At 73.3% G+C, this 22,252-nt stretch carries 25 protein-coding genes; 11 read left to right on the top strand and 14 right to left on the bottom strand.

Translation table 11 applies throughout. The features are described from left to right. Window positions 1-20: 20 nt before the first annotated feature. Window positions 21-818 carry a hypothetical protein gene (locus tag AB0L45_RS36630; RefSeq protein WP_365847956.1) on the bottom strand — a complete coding sequence of 266 codons (798 nt, stop codon included), beginning with the start codon at window positions 816-818 and terminating at the stop codon, window positions 21-23. Between the two features lie 192 nt (window positions 819-1,010). Here AB0L45_RS36630 and AB0L45_RS36625 point away from each other — a divergent pair, with 192 nt between their 5' ends. The 5 genes from AB0L45_RS36625 (at window position 1,011) to amaP (ending at window position 3,543) form a co-directional block, all read left to right on the top strand. Next, complete coding sequence (locus tag AB0L45_RS36625; RefSeq protein ID WP_365847954.1) at window positions 1,011-1,493, top strand: Asp23/Gls24 family envelope stress response protein; 483 nt, start codon at window positions 1,011-1,013, stop codon at window positions 1,491-1,493. 93 nt (window positions 1,494-1,586) lie between these two features. Beyond that, window positions 1,587-1,784, top strand: a complete 198-nt coding sequence (locus tag AB0L45_RS36620; protein ID WP_030021351.1) for a hypothetical protein — start codon at window positions 1,587-1,589, stop codon at window positions 1,782-1,784. Window positions 1,785-1,790: 6 nt separating this feature from the next. Beyond that, entirely contained in the window at window positions 1,791-2,195 is a 405-nt protein-coding gene (locus AB0L45_RS36615; protein ID WP_365847952.1) for a hypothetical protein, read from the top strand. Next, window positions 2,192-2,929: a DUF6286 domain-containing protein gene (locus AB0L45_RS36610; protein ID WP_365847951.1), complete on the top strand. Its 738-nt coding sequence runs from the start codon at window positions 2,192-2,194 to the stop codon at window positions 2,927-2,929. The genes AB0L45_RS36615 and AB0L45_RS36610 overlap by 4 nt, the downstream gene beginning before the upstream one ends. An 8-nt stretch (window positions 2,930-2,937) precedes the next feature. Continuing rightward, window positions 2,938-3,543, top strand: coding sequence for an alkaline shock response membrane anchor protein AmaP (gene amaP / locus AB0L45_RS36605; RefSeq protein ID WP_365847949.1), 606 nt, complete (start codon window positions 2,938-2,940; stop codon window positions 3,541-3,543). Between the two features lie 75 nt (window positions 3,544-3,618). Here the strand turns inward: amaP and AB0L45_RS36600 are convergent, their stop codons facing one another. The 6 genes from AB0L45_RS36600 to AB0L45_RS36575 form a co-directional block, all read right to left on the bottom strand. Then, window positions 3,619-3,831: a hypothetical protein gene (locus AB0L45_RS36600; protein ID WP_365847947.1), complete on the bottom strand. Its 213-nt coding sequence runs from the start codon at window positions 3,829-3,831 to the stop codon at window positions 3,619-3,621. 91 nt (window positions 3,832-3,922) lie between these two features. Continuing rightward, entirely contained in the window at window positions 3,923-4,678 is a 756-nt protein-coding gene (locus AB0L45_RS36595) for an SDR family oxidoreductase (RefSeq protein ID WP_365847945.1), read from the bottom strand. Between the two features lie 5 nt (window positions 4,679-4,683). Continuing rightward, on the bottom strand, window positions 4,684-6,468 hold the full coding sequence (locus AB0L45_RS36590) for a glycoside hydrolase family 15 protein (protein WP_365847943.1): 1,785 nt from the start codon (window positions 6,466-6,468) through the stop codon (window positions 4,684-4,686). A gap of 29 nt (window positions 6,469-6,497) precedes the next feature. After that, on the bottom strand, window positions 6,498-7,475 hold the full coding sequence (locus AB0L45_RS36585; RefSeq protein WP_365847941.1) for an SURF1 family protein: 978 nt from the start codon (window positions 7,473-7,475) through the stop codon (window positions 6,498-6,500). 49 nt (window positions 7,476-7,524) lie between these two features. Continuing rightward, window positions 7,525-7,758 carry a hypothetical protein gene (locus AB0L45_RS36580; protein ID WP_365847939.1) on the bottom strand — a complete coding sequence of 78 codons (234 nt, stop codon included), beginning with the start codon at window positions 7,756-7,758 and terminating at the stop codon, window positions 7,525-7,527. A gap of 63 nt (window positions 7,759-7,821) precedes the next feature. After that, on the bottom strand, window positions 7,822-8,838 hold the full coding sequence (locus tag AB0L45_RS36575; RefSeq protein ID WP_365848000.1) for a DEDDh family exonuclease: 1,017 nt from the start codon (window positions 8,836-8,838) through the stop codon (window positions 7,822-7,824). A 360-nt stretch (window positions 8,839-9,198) separates the two neighbouring features. Between AB0L45_RS36575 and AB0L45_RS36570 the strand changes: the two genes are divergently transcribed. The 4 genes from AB0L45_RS36570 (at window position 9,199) to AB0L45_RS36555 (ending at window position 13,543) form a co-directional block, all read left to right on the top strand. Continuing rightward, window positions 9,199-10,131, top strand: a complete 933-nt coding sequence (locus tag AB0L45_RS36570) for a sterol desaturase family protein (protein WP_365847938.1) — start codon at window positions 9,199-9,201, stop codon at window positions 10,129-10,131. Continuing rightward, window positions 10,128-10,835, top strand: a complete 708-nt coding sequence (locus tag AB0L45_RS36565) for a lysoplasmalogenase (RefSeq protein ID WP_365847936.1) — start codon at window positions 10,128-10,130, stop codon at window positions 10,833-10,835. The genes AB0L45_RS36570 and AB0L45_RS36565 overlap by 4 nt, the downstream gene beginning before the upstream one ends. 46 nt (window positions 10,836-10,881) lie before the next feature. Then, the gene (locus AB0L45_RS36560; protein WP_365847934.1) at window positions 10,882-12,450 is read left to right on the top strand and encodes a TIGR03086 family metal-binding protein; all 1,569 of its coding nucleotides are present in this window, start codon (window positions 10,882-10,884) and stop codon (window positions 12,448-12,450) included. Window positions 12,451-12,592: 142 nt separating this feature from the next. Then, the gene (locus AB0L45_RS36555; protein WP_365847932.1) at window positions 12,593-13,543 is read left to right on the top strand and encodes a hypothetical protein; all 951 of its coding nucleotides are present in this window, start codon (window positions 12,593-12,595) and stop codon (window positions 13,541-13,543) included. Here AB0L45_RS36555 and AB0L45_RS36550 read toward each other — a convergent pair. The 7 genes from AB0L45_RS36550 to AB0L45_RS36520 form a co-directional block, all read right to left on the bottom strand. Next, window positions 13,527-14,249 (bottom strand): S26 family signal peptidase, encoded by a 723-nt coding sequence (locus AB0L45_RS36550; protein ID WP_365847930.1) that lies wholly within the window; start codon window positions 14,247-14,249, stop codon window positions 13,527-13,529. The two genes, AB0L45_RS36555 and AB0L45_RS36550, sit on opposite strands and share 17 nt — an antisense overlap. Further along, complete coding sequence (locus AB0L45_RS36545) at window positions 14,246-16,216, bottom strand: ABC transporter ATP-binding protein (RefSeq protein WP_365847928.1); 1,971 nt, start codon at window positions 16,214-16,216, stop codon at window positions 14,246-14,248. The genes AB0L45_RS36550 and AB0L45_RS36545 overlap by 4 nt, the downstream gene beginning before the upstream one ends. Next, window positions 16,213-16,764: a hypothetical protein gene (locus tag AB0L45_RS36540; protein WP_365847926.1), complete on the bottom strand. Its 552-nt coding sequence runs from the start codon at window positions 16,762-16,764 to the stop codon at window positions 16,213-16,215. The genes AB0L45_RS36545 and AB0L45_RS36540 overlap by 4 nt, the downstream gene beginning before the upstream one ends. A gap of 80 nt (window positions 16,765-16,844) precedes the next feature. After that, entirely contained in the window at window positions 16,845-17,381 is a 537-nt protein-coding gene (locus AB0L45_RS36535; protein WP_365847924.1) for a MauE/DoxX family redox-associated membrane protein, read from the bottom strand. 86 nt (window positions 17,382-17,467) lie between these two features. Further along, window positions 17,468-17,653 (bottom strand): hypothetical protein, encoded by a 186-nt coding sequence (locus AB0L45_RS36530; protein ID WP_365847922.1) that lies wholly within the window; start codon window positions 17,651-17,653, stop codon window positions 17,468-17,470. A gap of 352 nt (window positions 17,654-18,005) precedes the next feature. Then, window positions 18,006-19,526, bottom strand: a complete 1,521-nt coding sequence (locus tag AB0L45_RS36525; protein WP_365847920.1) for a S8 family serine peptidase — start codon at window positions 19,524-19,526, stop codon at window positions 18,006-18,008. A 280-nt stretch (window positions 19,527-19,806) separates the two neighbouring features. Continuing rightward, window positions 19,807-19,992, bottom strand: coding sequence for a hypothetical protein (locus AB0L45_RS36520; RefSeq protein ID WP_365847918.1), 186 nt, complete (start codon window positions 19,990-19,992; stop codon window positions 19,807-19,809). A gap of 181 nt (window positions 19,993-20,173) precedes the next feature. Between AB0L45_RS36520 and AB0L45_RS36515 the strand changes: the two genes are divergently transcribed. Together AB0L45_RS36515 and AB0L45_RS36510 are read left to right on the top strand one after the other, a co-directional pair. Next, a complete protein-coding gene (locus tag AB0L45_RS36515) occupies window positions 20,174-20,521 on the top strand; it encodes a DUF485 domain-containing protein (RefSeq protein ID WP_365847916.1) in 348 nt (115 codons plus the stop codon). Beyond that, a partial coding sequence (locus AB0L45_RS36510) for a cation acetate symporter (RefSeq protein ID WP_365847914.1) occupies window positions 20,518-22,252 on the top strand: 1,735 nt, incomplete at its 3' end. The genes AB0L45_RS36515 and AB0L45_RS36510, both read left to right, overlap by 4 nt.

The raw sequence follows: 22,252 nt of genomic DNA, 5'->3' as shown, positions 1-22,252 counted from the left end.
ACGCGCGCGTCACGCGACGTTCAGGAGGCGGCAGGCGGTCCGAGGGCGGCGACGAGCACCGCGACGGTGGGCCGTTCGCCGCCCGCCGCCTGCCCGCTCCCCGGCACGGGCCCGCCGCCCGCCGCCTCCTCGACCGCGCCCCGTACCGCCCGCGCCACGTCCAGCGTCCGCCGGTCCGGCGCGGCGGCCAGCTGGACGAGTACGTGTCCGTCCTCCTGACGCACCGGCCGGGACAGCGCCCCCAGGGCCGGTACGAGCCCGACGACCCCCGGGACACGCAGGACGGCTGCCTCCAGAGGGCCGGCATCACCGGCGGTGGCTCCGCCCGCGCCGGGCGCGCCGCCGGGGGACGCGTCCCCTCCGCTGCCGCCCGCCGCCTCCTCGTCCCTCTCCTTCTCCCTCGCCCTCTCCTTCTCCTCGTCCTCGTCGAGCAGGTCGGTGACCCGCAGGTCGACGGCGGACACCTCCAGGCCGAGCCGTTCCGCCGCGCCCGCCAGCAGCGCTTCGCGCAGCAGGCCCGCGGAGGCGGGGACCGGCCGGCCGGCCGTGGCCGCGAAGTCCGCCTCGATCAGCAGCGGTCCCGGCGGCAGCGCGCTCGGCGGCGAGGGGACCGCCGGTTCCGGCGCGGTGTCCGCGTCCGCCAAGGACAGCCGGAGCGTGCCGACGCGCAGCCCCGGCACCGCGTCGCCCACCTCCCGCAGCACGCCGGCGGCCGCCCGTTCGGCGATCCACGCCCCGTCCGCCGGGCCGCCAAGCGGCAGCAGCCGGCCGAGTCCGAGCTGCCGCCGTACCGCCGTCACCAACTGGTCACCGGCCACCGGCCGTCACCCCTTTCCCGAACAGTCCTTCCACCTTGCCGCACACCCGCCCGGGCGGCAGGGGCACGGGCCTGAATGGCCGCAACCGGTCCACCCGGCTGCCGCATCCCCGGAGCGGGCCGGGGGAACCGGACCTACTGTGGGAAACGGAGCGGTTACGAGCTCCGCCCCTCCGGAAAGGGACGATCGGCGATGACCGAGAGCGCACAAGGTAACCGGCCCGAGCCGCGGACCGGAGACTCGCAGGGCAAGACGCTGGGGGCCAAGCGGGGCGGCGGTGACCCCGCGACCCGCGGGCGTACCACCATCGCCGACGGCGTCGTGGAGAAGATCGCCGGCATGGCCGCCCGGGACGTGATGGGCGTGCACGCGATGGGCAGCGGCTTCGCCCGTACGCTCGGCGCGGTGCGCGACCGGGTGCCCGGCGGCAGCAAGTCGGTGACCCGCGGCGTCAAGGCCGAGGTCGGCGAGGTGCAGACCGCGCTGGACCTGGAGATCGTCGTCGAGTACGGCGTGTCCATCGCGGACCTCGCCCGGGCCGTACGGGAGAACGTCATCTCCGCCGTGGAGCGGATGACGGGCCTGGAGGTCGTCGAGGTCAACATCGCGGTGAGCGATGTGAAGCTGCCCGACGACGAGGACGACGAGGACGACGAGGAGCCACGTCTCCAGTAGATCCGGGGGAGGTTCCCCACGGATTCCAGACAATCGCGCCGGGGCTTCGCTCCGCAGGACCCGGCCGGGGTGGTAGCGAAGGGAAGCGCGCAGATGAGCATGGCCGTGGTCGGTCTGTTGGCCGGAATGGCGCTGGGCTTCGCCGGATACTTCGGCGGTTTCGGAGCCTTCGTGCTGGTGGCGGCGCTGGGCGCCATCGGCTTCATCGTCGGGAAGTTCGTGGACGGCGATCTGGAGGCCGGCGAGTTCTTCCGGACGCGTACGGGCGACCGCGACGACCGGCGGAGGTGACGCCCGGTGGCGACCGTGTCCCCCGCGGCCGCGGCACCCGGCGCCGCCCAGCCGGCCGTACCGGCCGGTGAACGCGGCGCCACCAGGATCGCGGACCGGGTCGTGGCCAAGATCGCCGCGCAGGCCGCACGCGAGGCGCTGCGCGACGCGTCCACCGCGCACCCCGAGGCCCATGCGTCGGTGACGGTGCGCCGGCGCGACGGACGCGAGGACTTCGGCGAGGCCCGGGTCCGGATCGCCGTCGCACTGGGCTACCCCGCCGACATCGGCGCCCAGTGCGGCGCCGTACGCCGGCAGGTCACCCAGCGGGTGCGCGAACTGGCCGGCATGTCGGTGCCCGAGGTGACGGTCCAGGTCGAGCGGCTGCACGCGCCCCAGACGGAGCGGTCCGGCCGGGGGAGGGTGCGATGAGCGACGACGATCCCGATCTGCGGCAGACCCGGCGGCTGCCCACCCTCGACAAGTCGGCGGGCGCCACGGCGGCCCCGCCCGGCACCCGCGACGACTCCGGACCCCACCAGGGCTCCGGCGTCCCGGAAGACCCCGGGCGCACCGGCCCGGCGGACACCGGACGTCCCCCGTGCGAGGAGACGGACGGCGGCGGGCGGGCCCGGCGCTTCTGGGCGGCGCGGCGCGTCCCCGCCACCCTGGTCGCGCTCGTCGTGCTCGGCGCCGCGGGACTGCTGCTGTACGACGTGGCCGCGGTGCGCGCCGACCGCCCCGCGATGGCCTGGCGCAAGCGCCTCGCCGCGGAGCTGGCGTCCCGTCACCTGGACGACGTGTGGGTCCTGGTGGGCGCCGCGGTGGCGGTGGTCCTCGGCCTGTGGCTGCTGATCCTCGCGATCACGCCCGGCCTGCGCGGCGTACTGCCGATGCGGCGCACGACTCCGGACGTACGCGGCGGCCTGGACCGCACGGCGGCCGCACTGGTGCTGCGCGACCGGGCCATGGAGGTGCCGGGCGTGCAGTCCGTACGGGTCGCCGTCGGCCGCCGCAAGGCCAAGGCGCGCGCGGTCTCGCACTTCCGCGAACTGGACGAGGTACGGAGCGACCTGGACGCGGCGCTCGGCGACGGACTGCGCCAGCTGGGCCTGGCCCGGCGGCCCGCGCTGTCCGTACGGGTGCGCCGGTCGGCGAAGAGGTGAGCACGGCGATGCGCAAGGTGCTGCGAACGGTCAACCGGGTGCTGCTGGGCCTGACGGGCCTGGTCCTGATCGGCGCCGGCGGCACGGCGCTGTTCGGCGGGCTCGACCTGCCGCGCAAGGGGAACCTCTCCATGCCGTCCGGCTGGCGCTGGTCCCGGCCCGACGACGTGGTGCTGACGGACGCGGACCGCACCCGCTGGACGGACAGCGGCTGGTGGTGGCCGGTGATCATCGCGGCGCTGGCCGTCCTCGTCCTCCTGGCCCTGTGGTGGCTGCTCTCCCAGCTCCGGCGCCACCGGCTGCGCGAGATCCTCGTGGACAGCGGCGACGGCGAGGGCGCCCAACTGCGCGGCCGGGCACTGGAGAACGTCCTGACGGCCGAGTCCGAGTCGCTGGACGGCGTCGACCGGGCCCGCGTCCAACTCACCGGCCGCCGCACCGCCCCCCGCCTGCGAGCCGGCCTGACCCTCGCCCCCCACGCCGACCCCTGCGCCGTCCTCACCCGCCTCTCCTCAGAGACCATCACCCACGCCCGCACCTCGACCGGCCTGAAGAAGCTGCCCGCCGAGGTACGGCTGCGGGCGGTGAAGCATCGGGCGGAGCGGGTGACTTAGCGGGACTGCCAGGTGGTCACCAACCGGTGAGGCCGACCACGCGTGCGCAGTGCGGGGCGTCGGTGCCGGCCGTGGTCAGCCGCTCCTCGTCGAGCGGTGACGGCAGGGCCGCCGGCAGCGCGGTGAAGGCGCCACCGGGGCGTACTCACCCTTGTCGCCGAGAACGACGCGTACGGCTTCCGCTGTGGGCGGCATCGGGAGCACACCCCGTACGTGCTGGTCGTCGACGAGGAGCGCGTAGACGTGATGGAGCAGCAGGGCCGTGATGCCGGCCTGTTGTTCCACCATCTCTTCATGGTCGGCGTTGCCGATGCGCGTCGGTATCTGACGGCCGTCAGGGGCGACCACGCTCGCCCGGGCTTCGCATTCCTCGCCGGACTCAGAACCCCCGCCGCTTCCCCCCGTCCACCGGAACCATCACCCCCGTCACATACGACGCCGCCGGTGACAGCAGGAATGCCGCGGTGCGGCCGAACTCCTGGGGTTCGCCGTAGCGGCGCAGGGGGATGGATGCGCTGTTGCGGGCGCGGGACTCCTCCGGGTCGCCGGACAGGGCGTCGAGTTGGGTCATCCGGTCCGTGGCGATACGGCCCGGCAGGATGCCGAAGACGCGGATGCCGCGCGGGCCCAGTTCGTCGGCGAGGGCCTTGGCGTAGCCCGCGAGGCCGGGGCGCAGGCCGTTGGAGATGGCCAGGCCGTCGATGGGTTCGTGGACGGAGCCGGAGAGGACGAAGCCGATCGCGCCGCCGTCGCCGAGTGCGGCGGACGCGGTGCGGGCGAGGCGTACCGCGCCGAGGAAGACCGAGTCGAAGGCCGTCTGCCACTGCTCGTCGGTGTTCTCGGTGGGTGCGCCCGGGGGCGGGCCGCCGACGCTGACGAGGATGCCGTCGAGGCGGCCGAAGCGTTCGCGGGCCGCGTCGACCAGGCGGGCGGCGGCGTCCGGGTCGGCGTTGTCGGCGGCGATGCCGTGCGCCCGCTCGCCGAGTGAAGCCGCGGCGGCCCGTGCGCTGTCCGCGTCGCGCCCGCTGAGGACGACGTTCGCACCGTCGGCGACGAGCTCGCGGGCGGTGGCGAAGCCCAGGCCGCGGGTGGCGCCGGTGACGATGTAGGTCCGGTCGGTGAGTCCTAGATCCATGGGGGTCAGTCTGCCCCGTCGCACCCGAACATGGTGAAGGCGGTACCGATGAGGCCGACGTGGCTGAACGCCTGCGGGAAGTTGCCCAGCTGGCGGCCGGCGACCGGGTCGTACTCCTCGGCCAGCAGCCCCACGTCGTTGGGCAGCCGCAGCAGCCGGTCGAACAGTTCCCTGGCCTCCTTCCGCCGTCCGGTCAGGTGCAGGGCCTCGGCCAGCCAGAACGAGCACACCAGGAAGGTGCCCTCGTCGCCCGGCAGCCCGTCCACGGTGGCGCTGTCGGTGCTGTAGCGCCGTATCAGGCCGCCGTGCGCCAGCTCCGTGCGGACCGCGTCGACCGTGCCGACGACCCGCGGGTCGTCGGCGGGCAGGAAGCCCAGGCGGGGGATGAGCAGCGTGGCGGCGTCCAGCAGGTCGGAGCCGTAGGACTGGGTGAAGGTGTTGCGCCCGGCGTCGTACCCCTTCTCGCACACCTCGCGGTGCACCGCGTCGCGCATCGCGCGCCAGCGGGTGACGTCGCCCTCCAGGTCGGGGCGCGCCTCGACGGCCTTGACGGCGCGGTCGGCGGCGACCCACGCCATGATCTTGGAGTGCACGAAGTGCCGGCGGGGCCCGCGCACCTCCCACAGCCCCTCGTCCGGCTCGCGCCAGTGGGACTCCAGGAAGTCCAGCAGCGCGCGCTGGATGTTCCAGGCGTGCGGCTTGGACGGCAGGCCCGCGACGCGCGCGATGTGGAAGGAGTCCAGCACCCCGCCGTACACGTCCAGCTGCCGCTGCTCGACGGCGGCGTTGCCGATGCGTACGGGCCGGGAGCCGCCGTAACCGCCGAGCCAGGGCAGCTCGGTCTCCGGCAGCCGCCGCTCGCCGCCCAGGCCGTACATGATCTGGAGGTCGGCCGGGTTGCCGGCCACCGCGCGCAGCAGCCAGTCCCGCCAGGCCGCCGCCTCCTCGGTGTATCCGGCGGTGACCAGCGAGTTGAGGGTCAAGGTGGCGTCGCGCAGCCAGCAGAAGCGGTAGTCCCAGTTGCGTACGCCGCCCAGCTCCTCGGGCAGCGAGGTGGTGGGCGCCGCGACGATGCCGCCGGTGGGCGCGAAGGTCAGGGCCTTGAGCGTGATCAGCGAGCGCAGCACCTCCGCCCGGTACGGACCGTCGTAGCGGCAGTGCGCCGACCACGCCTGCCAGTCCTCAAGGGTGTGCTCCAGCGCCTCGTACGGGTCGATCTCGGCGGGGCGCGGCTCGTGCGAGGGGTGCCAGGTCAGGATGAACGCCACCCGCTCACCGGCGGCGACGTTGAAGTCCGAGCGGGTGCTGAGCCCCTGCCCGTACGTCTTCACCTCGGGCTCGGTGCGCAGCCACGCGGAGTCGGGCCCGGCCACCGCGACGCGGCACCGGCCGACGTGCCGCACCCAGGGCACGACCAGGCCGTAGTCGAAGCGCAGCCGCAGCACCCCCTGCAGGGGGACGTCACCCTCCAGGCCCTCCACGATGCGCACGACGTCGGGCGCGCGGTCGCGCTGCGGCATGAAGTCGGTGACTTTCACCGAGCCGGTGGCGGTGTGCCAGACGGTGTCCAGGACGAGGGAGTCGCCGCGGTAGGAGCGTTCGGGACGGGCGTCGGGGTCGGCGGGGGCGAGCAGCCAGTGCCCGTTCTCCTGGTCGCCGAGGAGCGCCGCGAAGCAGGCGGCGGAGTCGAAGCGGGGCAGGCACAGCCAGTCGACCGAGCCGTTCCGGCCGACCAGGGCGGCGGTCTGCAGGTCGCCGATGAGCGCGTAGTCCTCGATGGGTGCGTGCACGCGGCGCCCCTTCCGTCAGCTGCCCGCCGCTAGTCGGTGCTGGCGACTGTACGTCTCAGGGGCTCGTCGGGGGCGGATTCCGCGGTGCCCGTCCCGGTCCCGGTCCCGGTGCCCGTCCCGGCCCCAGTGCCGCCGCTGCCTTCGCCGTCTCCGCCACCGCCGTCCCCCGCGGCTTCCGCGTCCCCCGTGGCTTCCGTGTCCCCCGCGTCCCCCGTGGCTTCCGCGGCTTCCGCTTCGCTCGCGGCGGCCGCGAGCCGGTCCTTGCGCTCCCGGCGGGCCAGGACGAACCAGCCGACGGGCACGGCCGCGGCGAACAGCCACCACTGGACCGCGTAGGCCATGTGCGGACCGATGCTGTCGTGGTCCGGCGGCGGCACCAGTTCGGGCTTGCCGCCGGCCGGGTCCGGCGCGGTCTGTTCGATGTAGCCGCCCAGGACCGGCCGGTGCAGCGCCTTCGCCTGCTGCTCGCTGTTGATCAGCATGACCTGGCGGTCGGGCAGGCCGCGCTTGTCCTTGATGCCGCTGCCCTCGGTGGTCTCGTCCGCCATCATCCGGCCGGTGACGGTGATCCTGCCCTTGGGGGCGGCGGGGACCTCGGGGAAGCGGGTGAGGTCGTTGCCGGCGGCGATCCAGCCGCGGTTGACCAGGACGGTGCTGCCCTTGCGCGGCCCCTGGTCCAGGACCAGCGGCGTCAGCACGTAGTACCCGATGGTCTTCTCGTCGGCGGCGGTGCGCTGGCGGACCACGACCTCGTGCCGCGTGTCGTACGTGCCGGTGGCGGTGACCCGGCGCCACATGTCGTCGCGGGGCAGCGTCCGGCCGGGGGCGGTCAGGTCGGTGACCGGTACCGGATCGGCGACGAGGTTGCCCGCGATGAGCTGGTTCTGCGCGACCCGGTGCTGGTGGCGGTGGTACTGCCAGAACCCCAGCTTGATCATCACGGGGATCAGGACGAGGCCCACGAGGGTGAGGATCACCCACTGCCGGGACAACAGGAAGCGGTACACCCCATGAAGGTACAACCGAGGCATCCGGCACCCGGGCGGCGGGGTCGGCTCAGACCCGGTCGACGATGCCCGCCGCGCCCTCCGCGCGGGCGCAGTGGGCGCCGCAGAACCACCGTCCGGCGGCCTCCACGCCCTGGCCGATGATCTGGCACCGGCAGTGCTCGCAGATCGGCGCCATCCGGTGGATGGCGCAGGAGAAGCAGTCGAAGACGTGCACCGCCCCTTGTGCGTGGACTTCGAACGTCATGCCGTATTCGTTTCCGCAGACCTCACAACGTGCCATGCGCCACAGGGTGCGCGTGCGGCGGGCGCCGGGGCGAGCCTGCGGGAGGCGTGTTGTGGGGCTTCACCCGGACGCAGGCGCCGGGGCCACGTCCTGGAGGAGCTGCATGAAGGCCGCCTCGTCGATCACCGGCGTGCCGAAGGAGGCGGCCTTGGCGGTCTTCGACGTCCGCGAGTCGGGGTCGTTGGTGACCAGCAGGCTGGTCAGCCGGGAGACGCTGGTGGCCACGTGCAGGCCGGCCTCGACGGCGCGGTCCTCCAGCAGCTCGCGGTCGACGGAGGTGTCACCGGAGAACGCCACCCGCATGCCCTGCACCAGCGGGCCGCCCGGCTCGTACCGGCCCGGGTTCGGGTACGGGCAGGCGGGCCGCTTGCGGGACGGGCGCCAGCTGGTGGGGCGGTAGGCGGACGCGGCCGCCCGCTGCCGGGGCGCCGCCGGGCCGTCCGCCCACTCCGTGAGCGGCTGGCAGGCCAGCAGCGGCAGGCGCAGGTTGGCCTGGGCGGCCAGCCGCAGGCTGGGCCGGAACGCCTCGGCCAGCACCCGGGCGTCGTCGAGCGCGTGGTGGGCGTGCTGCTGGGTGACGCCGTAGTGCGCGGCGAGGGATTCCAGCTTGTGGTTGGGCAGTGGCAGTCGCAGCTCCTTGGAGAGCGCGATCGTGCACAGCCGCTGCCGTACGGGGGCCTCGGCCTGGGCGCGGGCGTACTCGCGGGCGATCATCGACCAGTCGAACATCGCGTTGTGGGCGACCAGGACGCGCCCCTCCAGCCGCTTCGACAGCTCGGGGACGATCTCCGGGAAGAGCGGCGCCGTGGCGAGCATGTCGCTCGTCAGACCGTGGATCCACACCGGGCCCGGATCCCGCTCGGGGTTGACCAGGGTGTACCAGTGGTCCTCGACCTCGCCGTGGGTGTCGAGGCGGTACACGGCGGCCGAGACTATCCGGTCGTCGCGGGCCAGGCCGGTGGTCTCCACGTCGACGACCGCGTATCCCTTCGGGTACGCGGCCGGCCAGGAGGCGGCCGCCTCCGGAGGGGACGGCTGCTGCCCGATCGCCGGGGTGATCGGGCGGGCTGCTGCCATACGGTCTTCGAGCATGGTCACTGAGGATACGGGCCCCCACTGACAGCGCCACCGCCCTCCCCGTGCCGCGGGACGCCCCGGCGCCGCCCCTGACCGTACGGACCGGCGCGGACGTGCGTGAACGGCAAGCGGGCCGCCGCCGGTTGGGCCCCGAACGGGGGACGCGCCGACGCGGTGGCGCCCGGCCCCCCTCCGTGGCGCACCGGCGCCACGCCCTTCCTGTGGCGTTAAGCGGCAAAGGTCCGGTTCGAGAGGGTGCTGCGTACGGGCCGGAATCCGCCCGTCGCTGACACTCCTTCTTACATACTTCTCGGTAACAACCCCTAGCGAGGGCCCCGTCGGCGCCTTTATGGTGCCGACATGCCCCACCTGCCCGATGTCGTGCTGTGGTCCGTGCCCGCTTTCGTCGTCCTCACCGTGGTGGAGATGGTGAGCTACCGCCTCCATCCCGACGAGGACGCCGCCGGGTACGAGGCCAAGGACGCGGCGACGAGCGTCGGTATGGGACTGGGCAGCCTGGTCTTCGACGCGCTGTGGAAGATCCCGATCGTGGCGGTCTACTCGGCCGTCTACACACTGACGCCGCTGCGCGTGCCCGTCCTGTGGTGGACGCTGCCGCTGATGCTGCTCGTCCAGGACTTCTTCTACTACTGGTCGCACCGCGGGCACCACGTCGTCCGCGTCCTGTGGGCGTGCCACGTGGTGCACCACTCCAGCGAGAAGTTCAACTTCACCACCGCGCTGCGCCAGCCCTGGACGACCTGGACGGTCTGGCCGTTCTACCTGCCGATGATCGCGCTCGGTGTGCACCCGGCCGCGGTCGCGTTCTGCTCGGGAGCCAACCTCGTGTACCAGTTCTGGGTGCACACCGAGCGCGTCGGCAAGCTGCCCAGGCCCTTCGAGTACGTCCTGAACACGCCGTCCCACCACCGGGTGCACCACGCCTCGCAGGGCGGCTACCTGGACCGCAACTTCGGCGGCATCCTCATCATCTGGGACCGGATGTTCGGCTCGTTCGTCCCGGAGACGGAACGCCCGGTCTACGGCCTCACCAAGAACATCCACACCTTCAACCCGCTGCGCGTCGCCACCCACGAGTACGCGGCCATCGCGCGCGACGTGCGGGCCGCGGGCAGTTGGAGCGAGCGCGCGGGGCGGGTGTTCCGGGGGCCGGGGTGGCAGCCGGCGAGGCTCGCCGGGACGCAGACGGCCGAGAAGTCCCGGGCGGCCGAGAAGCCCCGCCGGACCGGAAAGGCCAAGTCCTCCGGCCCCGCCAAGGAGCCCGTCGCGTGACGGCCGCCGCGCGCACCGCGCGGGTCCTGCTCGGCGCCTTCGCCGTACTGACCCTCGTCCACCTCGCCGCCCTGCTCTCCGGCACGGCCACCGTCGCACACCTGACCAAGCCCGCGCTGATGCCGGTGCTGGCCGCGTACGTGCTGGCCGCCGGCGCGCCCCGGCTGCTCGCCGTCGCCCTGCTCTTCGGCTGCGGCGGTGACACCCTCCTCCAGACCGGCGACGACACGCTGTTCCTGGCCGGCATGGGCTGCTTCGCCGCCGGACACGTCTGCTATCTGGTCCTCTTCGCCCGGCGCGGCGCCTTCCCGGGCGGCCTGCGGCTCTCCGGACCGCTCGCCGCCGCGTACGCCGCCGCCTGGCTCGGCTTCGTCGCGCTGCTGTGGCCGGACCTGACCGCGGACCTGCGGCTGCCGGTCGCCGCGTACAGCCTGCTGCTCACCACGACGGCTTTCTGCGCCCTGCGGCTCGGGCCGCGCGCCGCGCTCGGCGGGCTGCTCTTCCTGCTCTCCGACGCGCTGCTCGCCACCGGTCTGGCCCATTGGCAGCAGCCGCCCGCCGCCCAGTTCTGCGTGATGCTGACCTACACGGCGGCCCAGTACGCGCTGGCCGACGGCGTACGGCGGACGGACACGGGACATGAGCGCCCCGGAGCGCCCGGTGCCGGCCGGGCGTACGGTGAGGTGTCCAGCACCACCGTATGACCGCGGGCTTGAGTCTCCCGCCGGGGGAGACCCGACAGTGGACGGCATGAACGAGGACGACAGCGGTCTGCTGACGATCGGCGCACTGGCCCAGCTCACCGGAGTCACGGTGAAGACGGTCCGGCGCTGGTCCGACGAGGGCCTGCTGCCGCCCGCCGCCCGCACCCCCGCGGGCTACCGGCTGTACGGCCCCGACGCCCGCGCCCGCCTGGAGATCGTGCGCACCCTGCGCGAACTCGGCATCGGCACCGCGGAGATCCGCGCCGTACTGCGCAGCGAACGCACCGTCGCCGACACCGCCCGGCACTGGGCGGACGCCCTGGACGCGCAGATCCGCGCCCTGCGGCTGCGGCGCGCCGTGCTGCGGGCGGTGGCCGCGCGGGGGACCGCAGCCGAGGAGCTACCGGACGTGCACCGACTGGCCCGCCTGACCGCCACCGAACGGCGCCGCACCATCGAGGAGTTCGTCACCGACGCCCTCGACGGGGTGGCCGCCCCCGCCTACCGCGCCGGCCTGCCGGCCGCCGCCACCGGCCTGCCCGAGGACCCGGCGCCCGACCGGCTCGGCGCCTGGCTCGACCTGGCCGAACACGTCCAGCGCCCCGAAGTGCGGGCGGCCCTGCGACGGCTGGCCGAGTACAGCGCCCGCACCACCCCCGCCGTACCGTCCGCGACGGCCGCCGAGGACGCGGCGCGCGTCGCCCGCCTGATGCGCGAGCGCGGCGAGGCGGCCCTCACGGCAGGCATCGCCGCCGACTCCCCGGCGGCGGAACCCGTCGTCGCCGAACTGGTCGCCGCCTGGCTGCCGACCCAGGCCGGCACGGCCGACCCGCCCGAGCGGGACGACGCCCGCGCGCGCCGCGGACTGCTGGAGCAGCTGGAAGCCGCCGCCGAGCCGCACATCGAGCGGTACTGGCAGCTGATGTGCGCCGCCACCGGCCGTCCGCAGCCGCCGCGCTGGGGCGCGGCCGGCGCCTGGACCGCAGCCGCACTGCGTGCCCACCCGGAGCCCGGCCCCGGCCTCGTCCTGCCGCCCGCGCCGGACGCACAGCGGGCGCTGTACGTGTACGAGCGGGTGGCCGCGCACGTCACCGCGCTGGTCGACACCGTGCCGAAGGACGCGCTGGGCCGCCCCACGCCGTGCGACGGCTGGACCGTACGTCGGCTGATCGACCACATGACGTGGGAAAACCTCATGATCACCTCGATCGCCCGGGACGCACCGCGTACGGACGCGGACGCCGACCACCTGGGCACCGACCACGCCGCCGCCTTCCGGGAATCGGTGCACGGCCTGCTCGCGGCCTTCACCGGCACCGGCATGCTGGAGCGCGCCTACGGCCCGTACGACGCACCCGGCGCCCTCTTCGCCCAGCAGGCCACCGTCGAACTCCTCACCCACGGCTGGGACCTGGCCCGCGCGCTGGACAGGCCCACCGACCTCGCGCCGGAGGTCGCCGGCGAGGTGCTGGCAGCGGCCCGCGGCAGTTACGGGGCGGCACCGCGTACGCAGGGCGCCTCCTTCGCGCCGGAACGGCCCGCGCCCGACGGGGCGAGCGGGGCCGACCGGCTGGCCGCCTACCTGGGCCGGACGCCGGAGGCACCCGGGCCGTGAGACGGGCGCGGACGCGCACGACGGGACAGATCCGGACCCTCGTGGCGATTCCTGCCCCGGCAGTCCCCGGCGCACCAAGAAACCCCAGGCATGGCCAGTTTGCCCGTCGTCACCTTCCGGCCCCCCGATCACAATGCTGCCCATGGAGAGGCAGAGGCGTCCCGAACCCCGCGAAATCCACGACCTGCACGGCTTCATCGTGTCTCTGCGACAGCTCAAGAAGCACTCCGGGCTGTCGTTCCGCGCACTCGAACAGCGCGCGCTGGCCGCCGGAGACCCGCTGTCGCGCAGCGGCATGTCCAGCATGCTGGCGCACGACGTCCTCCCGCGTACCGAAGCACTGCTGGCTTTCGTACGCGCCTGCGGTGACGGCGGCCGGCAGGCGGAGTGGCTCTCGGCGCGGGAACGGATCACCGGCACGGTACGGGCCCCCGCGCCCGACAGGCCACCCGGTGACGCCCCGCAGGAACGGGGCGGCGCCGCCCCGGCCGCAGCGGGCCGGCTGCCGAGGAGGCTCAAGCTCCTGGCCGTGGCCCTCGCCATCATGGTGGCGTCCGTCACCGCCACGGCACTCGTCAGTCGCGAACGAGGGGCCGGGGACTTCTCCTCCGTTTCCGGCGTCCCCTCGGCCGCCGCCCCTTCGGTGCCCACCGGTTGGGTGCGGATCCGCGTCGCCGACGACCCCCGCCTGTGCCTGTCGGACGGGCGCGTGGCGGACCGGCGCCACACGCCTCTCGTGGCGGTGCAGCGGCCGTGCGACCGGGCCGCTCCGCCGAACACCCTCCTCGAACGGGCCGGAAAGGACCTGTACCGCATCCAGTGGCACCACCCCGACTACGGGAAGGGCTGCCTGCAGGTTCTCACCGGCGGACGCGGCGCCGGCCTGCTGGAGCCGCGGGACGACTGCGCGGAAGGCAGCCTGTTCCGCATCGAGCCGTCGGGCGACCTCGACAAGGGCCGGTACGTGCTGCATGTGGACGGGCAGGGCTGCGTCGGCATCAAGGACGCGAGCACCGCCGCCGGCACCGAAGCCGTGATGGGGCGCTGCGTCGGCAAGGGCCGGCAGATCTTCCTGATCAGCCCGGCGAACTGAGGGGGTGCGGCCCGTCCGGCTCCGCCGGGCCGCCGCGCGACACGACGACGCCGAGCACCCGCGCCGACGGGAAGTACCCGACCTGCCGGGAGTCGTAACTCTGCGCCGCGTTGTCACCCAGCAGGACGAGCCGGCCGTCCGGGACCAGCGGTTCCGGAACGCCGGCCAGGGACGGCACGGAGTCGCGCGGCACCGCGTCGCCGGGGCCGGCCGCCACCCTCTTGATCACCCATTGCCGTCCGTAGATCCGGTGCGGCGGGGCGGCCGCGGGCACCGGCGGTTCGGGCCACGGCGCCTGGAAGGGCGGACGTTCCACGACGACGACGGACCCCGGTACGGGGACCGCCCGGCGGCGTACCAGCACCCGGTCCCCGTCGTGGTAGGCCGGTGTCATGCTCTGTCCCTGGACCGTCACCGTGACGATCCGGCGCTCCAGGACCAGCGCCCCGGACAGCCCCAGGCCGAGGAGCAGCGCGGGAACACCGCAGAGCACCGCCCAGCCGGGCCCGGAAGTGACGGCCAGGTACCCGGTCGACGCCCCCAGCAGAACGGTGGCGGCGACCGCGAGGAGGCGCAGCAGCAGGGCACGGCGTGCGCGGCCGCGGGCCCGGCCGGGCGCCGCCTCCGCTCCCGTACCGCTGCCCCGGCGGGGCACGGTGCCGCCCGGCGACCGGACGGGCACCGGCGGGCGGGGGTCCACACTCATGAGAAGTCCTCCTGCGGGACGTTCACCGGTCGGAACGAGGTGGCGGAGCTCTGGGGTACGTGGGCGACCGGCGCCGTGTCGGGCCGGTAACCGGACGCCTGGAGGGCGTACAGCCGGGCGTACTCCCCGCCGGACGCGACGAGTTCCGTATGGCTGCCCCGCTCCACCGCCCGCCCCTCCGAGAGGACGACGATCACGTCCGCGTCCCGTACGGCGCCCAGCCGGTGCGAGACGAGCAGGCTGGTGCAGCCTGCGCGATGGGTGCGCAGCGAGGTGTGGATCTCGTGTTCGGCGGCCGCGTCCAGGCCGGCGGAGGGCTCGTCGAGGATCATCAGGTCCCGCTTGTCGCGGACGAACGCGCGGGCGAGCGCGAGCCGCTGGCTCTGGCCGCCGGACAGCATCACCCCGGTCACCGGGTCCGTCTTGTCCGCCTCGGTGAAGAACATACGGGACAGCAAGGTGTCGTAGCCGTGCGGCAGCCGCTCCACCAGGTCGTGGGCGCCGGCCCGTTCCGCCGCCTCGCGGAGGCGCCGCGGCGCGCCGAGGGCGGTGAGGTCGCCTTGCGCGATGCTCTCGCCCGCCGTCATGTCGTACTCCATGTAGTCCTGGAAGACCGCGCTGATCCGGTCCCGCAGCACGGCCACGTCGACGTCCCGGATGTCCACGCCGTCCCACAGGACCGCGCCCCGCGTGGGGTCGTAGAACCGGCAGAGCAGTTTGACGAAGGTGGACTTCCCCGAACCGTTGAGGCCGACGAGGGCCAGCGTGGAACCGGCCGGGATCCACAGGTCGACACCGCGCAGCACCCACGGGTGCCGGGGCGTGTAGCGGAACCAGACGTCGCGCAGTTCGATGCCGCGGCGCAGCGCCGGCAGCGGGCGCGGCCGTACGGCCATCGGCAGTTCCGGTCCCGCGGCGAGCACCGCTTCGTAGTGTCCGAAGAGCAGCAGGGCGTGATGCGCGCCGGCGATGTCACCGGCCAGCGTGGTGAGCGCCGCCTGCACGCCGGCCACCGATGCCAGGAAGACGGTGACGTCACCGGGGGTGAGCCCGCCGCCTCCTGCGGTACCGACCATCCAGAGGAGGCCCGCACCGGACGCCACGGCGGCCAGCAGTCCGAGCCCGGCGCGCAGACGGACCTCCCTGCGGTCCACCGCCTTGCGCGCCGAGTCCGCGGTGCGCCGGTCGGCGAGCATCCGCCGGCGCAGGAAGTCGCCGGTGCCGAAGAGCCGTATCTCCTTCGCGGCTTCCACATTGGCCAGCAGGCCCATGTAGAAGAACTGACGCCGTTCCGCGGGCCCGACCTTCCAGTCCGTGTCGGCCCGCTGGCGGGACAGCAGCAGCTCCGCCAGCAGGACCGGCAGCGCGGCCAGCGCCAGCAGCCCCACCGTGGGAGGGCTGATCGCGAGCAGCGATCCGGTGAATCCGGCGACGGTGACCGAGGCCCGGACGATGCCGAGCACCCCGTCGACCGCCTGGTTGGCGACCGGTGACGCGACGACCGTCTGCTGGGCCAGCCGCAGCCGGTCCAGGAACGCGGGGTTCTCGAACCGGCCGAGCCCGGCGAACCGCCCCACGGCCTTGAACAGCTCCCCCTGCGCGTGGACGCCGACCCGGCGGTCCAGCTCCGTACGCAGGTACCGGGTGAGACAAGGCGTGGTGCCGGTCGCCACCAGCGTGGCGACGAGGACGAGGACCGGCAGCAGCAGTTCGCCCGTCGTCGCCCGCCGGGCGAGGCTGTCGACGATCAGCTTGACGGACCAGGCGGTGACGACGGGGAAGAACCCGGCGGCCAGCACGGGCACCGCGTACAGCGTCAGGATGCCGGGAGCCGCCCGTACGACGAGCCGGCCCGCGCCCAGGACCCGGGCCGGCCGGAGACGGAGCCGGTCGTGCTCCGCCCGGTCGGGTCCATCGGCTCCGCCGTGCTCCCCGGATGCGGCTCCGGGGGCCGCGCGGCCCTTCATACGGAGGCGACGGCCGGCCGGTCCACGTCGACCTGGTCGGCCATCACGAGGAGCCGCCCGTCCGTGCTCCGGTTGACCTTCAGGATCACCGGGAAGCCCTGCACCCGGCAGGCCTCGGCCACCGCCTCGGCCTCCTCCCCGGCCAGCACCCTGGCCACCGGGGCCAGGGCCGTCAGCAGGGGAGCCGCGGCCGCCGCGTCCTCGCGGTCGGCGGTCACCGCGGCCAGCACCCGGCCGCGCCCGCCGGGCACCGTACGGGCGTACTCGACGAACCGGGGCAGCTTCTCCTTGCACGGTCCGCAGGCCGGCGAGAAGAACGCGACGACCGTCTCGGTGTCGATCATGTCGTGGGCCAGCCGTTCACCGTCCACGGTGGTCACCGCGAACTCCCCGACCTGCTCGCCCGGACCGAGTGACAGCCGGCCGCGGCCCCCGTTGGACAGCAGGTCGGTGTGTTCCCGCAGACGTTTGATGACCCCGACGGTCAGGAGCAGGTCGAGCACGCAGAGCACCCCGATGAGCGCGACGGTGGCGATGACGAAGGGCACGGACGGTCTCCATTCACTTCGGATGGTCGGGACGGGCACACCGGGGCTGACCGGCCGCGTGACGCCGGCCCGGTGCGCTGTCAGGTCCGGGCGCGGACCGGCTGGAACAGATCGGCGAGGGTGTCGAGCGCGGCCACGAGCCCGCCGCTGAGCAGCCCGCCGGCGGCCGCCACCGCCAGGCCCGCCGGGTGCACGGACCCGGTGGCGTACGCCGAGACCGCGCCCACCATCGCGAGCCCGGCGAGCGTGAGGTTCCTGACGAGGTGGCGCACGCCGAGCGGAGTGTCCGAGGCGCCGAAGCACCGGCAGGCGGTGCGCGTGCCGCTGACGACGCCCCGCCCGATGGCCGCGGCGAAGACGACGAGCAGTACTGCTGCCCAGGTGAAACCCAGCGCGGCCGCGTCCGGGGACGGCAGCAACAGCAGCAGGCAGACGAGGCACTCACCGAGGACGACGGCGACCGCCGCGAAGCGGGTCATCGCCGCCGGGAGCACGGTGAGCACCGCTGTCGACGCGGCGAACGCGGCGAAGGCCTGCCGGCTCCGCCCTTTGCCGACGACAGCGAGCAGGAAAACGGTACCGATGAGAAAACGCATGGCGAGGTGTACGTACGGCACTGGGCCCTCCCGCGGGGCACACCGGCATGCGTACGCCGCAACGGCGCGCGCTGGTGCCACGCACACCGGTGTCCCCGTTCACGTCACTAGCAGGACGGGCACGACCGCCAGCAGTTGATGCTGCCGCACTGCGTGTTGACGCAGCAGGCGCTGCGCGCGCACTGCCAGCACTCGTTGAAGCACTGGCAGCCCTTCACCGAGGCCGCCGCCTCCACCTTGGGGACGAACAGGCCGAGAAGCCTGCTGCTCATGGATTCCATGATCTTCGACATGAAATCCCTCCTCTCCGGGTCGTGTTGTCGCTCCAGCCGATTCCCTTTCACCCCGGCGGAAGAGCGGGACGTGCCGGCACCGAGCCTTCGCCGGCCACCCACGTGCTGCCCGAGCAGTGAACGCAGGGGAGCCGTCCGCATCGAGGTGCTTCCGGAACCTAGACGCTCCGGCGCCGGTCTCCCAGGCACCCGGCCGTCCTGGACACGTCCTGGACGTGTCCGGGTGTCCTGGACGCGTCCAGGACACCCGGAAGACGGCCCCGCTGCCGCCACGCCACGGTCTTGAGCAGCACAAAGGGCCGGGCGGCACGCCGCCCGGCCCCACCGGACCGTCACCGGTCCTTCCTGCGCGTCAGTCCTGGACCGCGTCCAGCGCGTCCACGATGCCGTAGCCGTAGTGGCCGTTGACGTGCTGCGTACCGGTGCACGTCTTGTCGGCGGCCGGGCAGCCCGGGTTGTCCGCCTGCATCTTCAGGAGCCACTGGATCTCCTGCGGGCTGGACTTCGGGTGGGTGCTCTTCAGCAGCGCCACGACACCGGCCACGTGCGGGCTGGCCATCGAAGTGCCCTGGAGGTAGCCGTAGTCACCGCCGGGCATGGTGGAGAGGATGCCGCCGTTCTTGGCGGGCAGCTCCGGGACCTGACGGGAGTCGCCGCCCGGCGCCGCCACGTCGATCACGCCGTTGCCGTAGTTCGAGAAGTACGACTTCAGGCCCTTCACACCGGTCGAGGCCACCGTGACGGTGCCCGGCAGCTGGGTCGGCACGTCCCAGCACTTCTTCGGGTCGATGGTGCGCGTCACCGGCGTGGAGTCGTTCGGGCTGGAGGTGTCGGTCAGCTGCGCCGCCGCCAGGTCCATGTTGGAGTTGCCGGCCGCGGCGACGTTCACCACGCCCTTGTTCTCGGCGTGCTTGGCGGCCCGGCCGACGGCGTCCACGATGGCGCCCTGGTCCAGGTCGTCCTTGCAGTTGAACATCCACGGGTCGACGTAGTAGCTGTTGTTCGTCACCTTGGCGCCGTGGTCGGCCGCGAAGACGAACGCGCACACCACGCTCTCGGCGTAGAACAGGCTCGTCGTGGGCTCGCTGACCTTGATGGCGGAGAGCTTGACGCCCGGCGCCACACCGGCCACGCCGACACCGTTGCGCGCGGCGGCGATGCTGCCCGCGACGTGCGTGCCGTGGTAGTCCTCGGCCGGGTCGTACGGACGCCAGGCGCCGGGGGAGGTGTCCGGCACGCCGCCCACGCAGTTCGCGGACTGCTTCGGGGCGAAGTTGGCCTTCAGGTCGGGGTGGGTGTCGTCCACACCGGTGTCGATGACGGCGACGGTGACCTTCTTGCTGCCCTCGTCGATCTTCGCGGCCTGGTCGGCCTTGATCGCGGGGATGTCCCACTGGAGCGGCTCCAGCGGCTCCTTGTCGTCGCCCGCGGCGTTGGCCGCGCGGGCCGCCTTGGCCGCCTTGTCGGCGGACAGCCGCTCGACCTTCTGGGGCTTGCCGACGTCCGTGGTGCCGGACGCCTTCAGCGGGGTCGTACGGGTGGCGCCGGCGGACTGCACGCCGGGCGCCTTGCGTATGGTGGCCGCGAAGAGCGGGTTCGCCGAGTGGACGACGATCACGCCTATCTTCTCGTGGGCGACGACCACCTTGCCGCCGGCCGCCTTGATCGCCTTCGTGACCTTGCCGACCGAGGCGTGGCCCGGCGTGGCGTTCACGACGTACGAGAGCTCCGGTCCGTCAGCGGTGGCGGCGGCCGGGGCCGCGTCCTGGGTCGCGGCGGTGGCCGCGGCCGGCAGGAAGCCGAGGGATGCCGTCAGAGCCAGACCGAGCGGCACGGCAAGCGCCCGCACCCGTCTGGATCGGGGATGCGCCATGGGTACTCCACATCATCCGTGAGACCGCCCGTACGCGGATTGCGCACGGGCGGGTGCATACCGCCGTCCGGGGGAATGGCCCCCACGCGCGGCAAGTCCCCGTGAAGTTATCCGTGTCGACCACGGAACATCAATGGATCAGGGAGAAAACCTGCCACAAGCCGCGGATTGACGTCCCGTCAGGCACGGAGGTCACGGCCGGGTCACGGACGCCGCCCGCCCCGGTCCGTACGGCCGGCGCGAGCCGCCGGAGCCGGGCCCGGCGGGCGCGGTTGCCGCCTCAGGGCTCGCGCCGCAGCGCCGCCAGGCTCAGCGGCGGCAGCACCGGCCGGCGGCCGTACCAGCGGCCCGGCGCCGTCCGTACGGGCCGCCGCGGAGCCGGGGCCGCCGCGACGGGGGCGGCCAGCCGCACCGTTCCGTACGGGCGGCGGCCCGGCCCCGCGGGCTCGGTGTGCGGTGTGGACATCACACTCTGCCCAACGAACGGGCCCGGCCGCGGTGGCGGCCGGCACCCGTACTTCCTGCCGAATTCAACCAACCGACCTCTGTCCCTTCGGATGCCGCCCCTCTACGATGCGTGATCCGGATCACTTACGCACCCTTTACCGCCGGGCTCCGTCGTCCGCCCTACGCCACCAGGAGATTCCGTGAGCACCGCACCACCGCCCACCGAGCCGGGGCCGCGCCGGCCACCGGACTTCACCGAGGTCCAGGCGAGTCCGGAGTTCGGTGAACTGCGCCGTTCGTACCGTTCGTTCGCGTTTCCGCTCACCGTCGCCTTCATCCTCTGGTACCTGCTGTACGTGCTGCTCTCCAGCTACGCGGGCGGCCTCATGGGCACCAAGGTCTTCGGCAACGTCAACGTCGCCTTCGTCCTCGGCATCGCGCAGTTCGTGACCACCTTCCTCATCGCCTGGTGGTACGCCCGGCACGCCGCCGCCGAGCTGGACCCCAAGGCCGAAGCGATCAAGTCCCGCGTGGAGGGTGACGCATGAGCGCGGCCGAACGATTCACCACCGGCGCGGGGCGGCTCGCCGACGGCACGGCCCAGCTCGCCGCGGGCGGCGCGGGCGAGCACCGGGCGCTGATCATCACCCTGTTCGCGGTCTTCGTCGCCGCGACGCTGGGCATCACCGTCTGGGCCGGCCGGCAGACCAAGGGCGCCGAGGACTTCTACGCGGGCGGCCGCCAGTTCAGCGGCTTCCAGAACGGCCTGGCGATCTCCGGCGACTACATGTCCGCCGCGTCCTTCCTCGGCATCGCCGGCGCCATCGCCCTCTTCGGCTACGACGGCTTCCTGTACTCCATCGGCTTCCTCGTCGCCTGGCTCGTGGCGCTGCTGCTGGTGGCCGAACCGCTGCGCAACTCGGGCCGGTTCACCATGGGCGACGTGCTCGCGTACCGGATGCGCCAGCGCCCGGTGCGGACCGCCGCCGGCGTCTCCACCATCGTCGTCTCGATCTTCTACCTGCTGGCCCAGATGGCGGGCGCGGGCGCCCTGGTCACGCTGCTGCTCGGCATCACCAGCGAGACCGGCAAGATCCTGGTCGTCGTCCTGGTCGGCGTCGTGATGATCCTGTACGTGTCCATCGGCGGCATGAAGGGCACCACCTGGGTCCAGATGGTCAAGGCCGTCCTGCTGATCGCGGGCACCCTGCTGATCACGTTCCTGGTGATGCTCAAGTTCAACTTCAACATCTCCACGCTGCTGGGCAAGGCCGCCGAGGAGAGCGGCAAGGGTGCCGCCTTCCTGGAGCCGGGCCTGAAGTACGGCGTGACCGCCACCTCGAAGATCGACTTCATCTCGCTGGGCATCGCGCTGGTCCTGGGCACGGCCGGCCTGCCGCACATCCTGATCCGCTTCTACACCGTGCCCACCGCCAAGGCCGCCCGGAAGTCCGTGAACTGGGCGATCGGCATCATCGGCGTCTTCTACCTGATGACCATCGCCCTGGGCTTCGGCGCCGCCGCCCTGATCACGCCCGAGACGATCAAGGCGTCCAACAAGGCGGGCAACACCGCCGCCCCGCTGCTCGCCCAGGAGATCGGCGGCGGCGCCGACTCCACCGGCGGCGCGATCCTGCTCGCGGTGATCTCCGCGGTGGCCTTCGCGACCATCCTCGCCGTCGTCGCCGGGCTCACCCTCGCCTCGTCCTCGTCCTTCGCGCACGACCTGTACGTCAACGTCATCCGCAAGGGGCAGGCGACCGAGAAGGAGGAGGTACGGGCGGCCCGCTGGGCGACCGTGGGCATCGGCGCCGTCGCCATCGTCCTCGGCGTCTTCGCCCGCGGCCTGAACGTCGCGGGCCTGGTGGCCCTCGCCTTCGCCGTCGCCGCCTCCGCCAACCTGCCGACGATCCTCTACAGCCTGTTCTGGAAACGGTTCACCACCCGGGGCGCACTGTGGTCCATCTACGGCGGCCTGGCCTCCTCCGTCCTCCTGGTGCTCTTCTCACCGGTCGTCTCCGGCAAGGAGACCTCGATGTTCCCCGGCGCGGACTTCCACTTCTTCCCGCTGGAGAACCCGGGCCTGATCTCCATCCCGCTGGGCTTCCTGCTGGGCTGGCTGGGCTCGCTGCTGTCCAAGGAGGAGCCGGACGTGAAGAAGTACGCCGAACTGGAGGTCCGCTCGCTGACCGGCAGGAAGCCCAGCGGGATGGAGATCAGGCCCGGGTTCTCCAGCGGGAAGAAGTGGAAGTCCGCGCCGGGGAACATCGAGGTCTCCT

Origin of the sequence: Streptomyces sp. NPDC052496, from assembly GCF_040679095.1 — a bacterium.
GTDB lineage: Bacteria > Actinomycetota > Actinomycetes > Streptomycetales > Streptomycetaceae > Streptomyces.
This window is presented reverse-complemented; position numbering and strand designations above follow the sequence as displayed.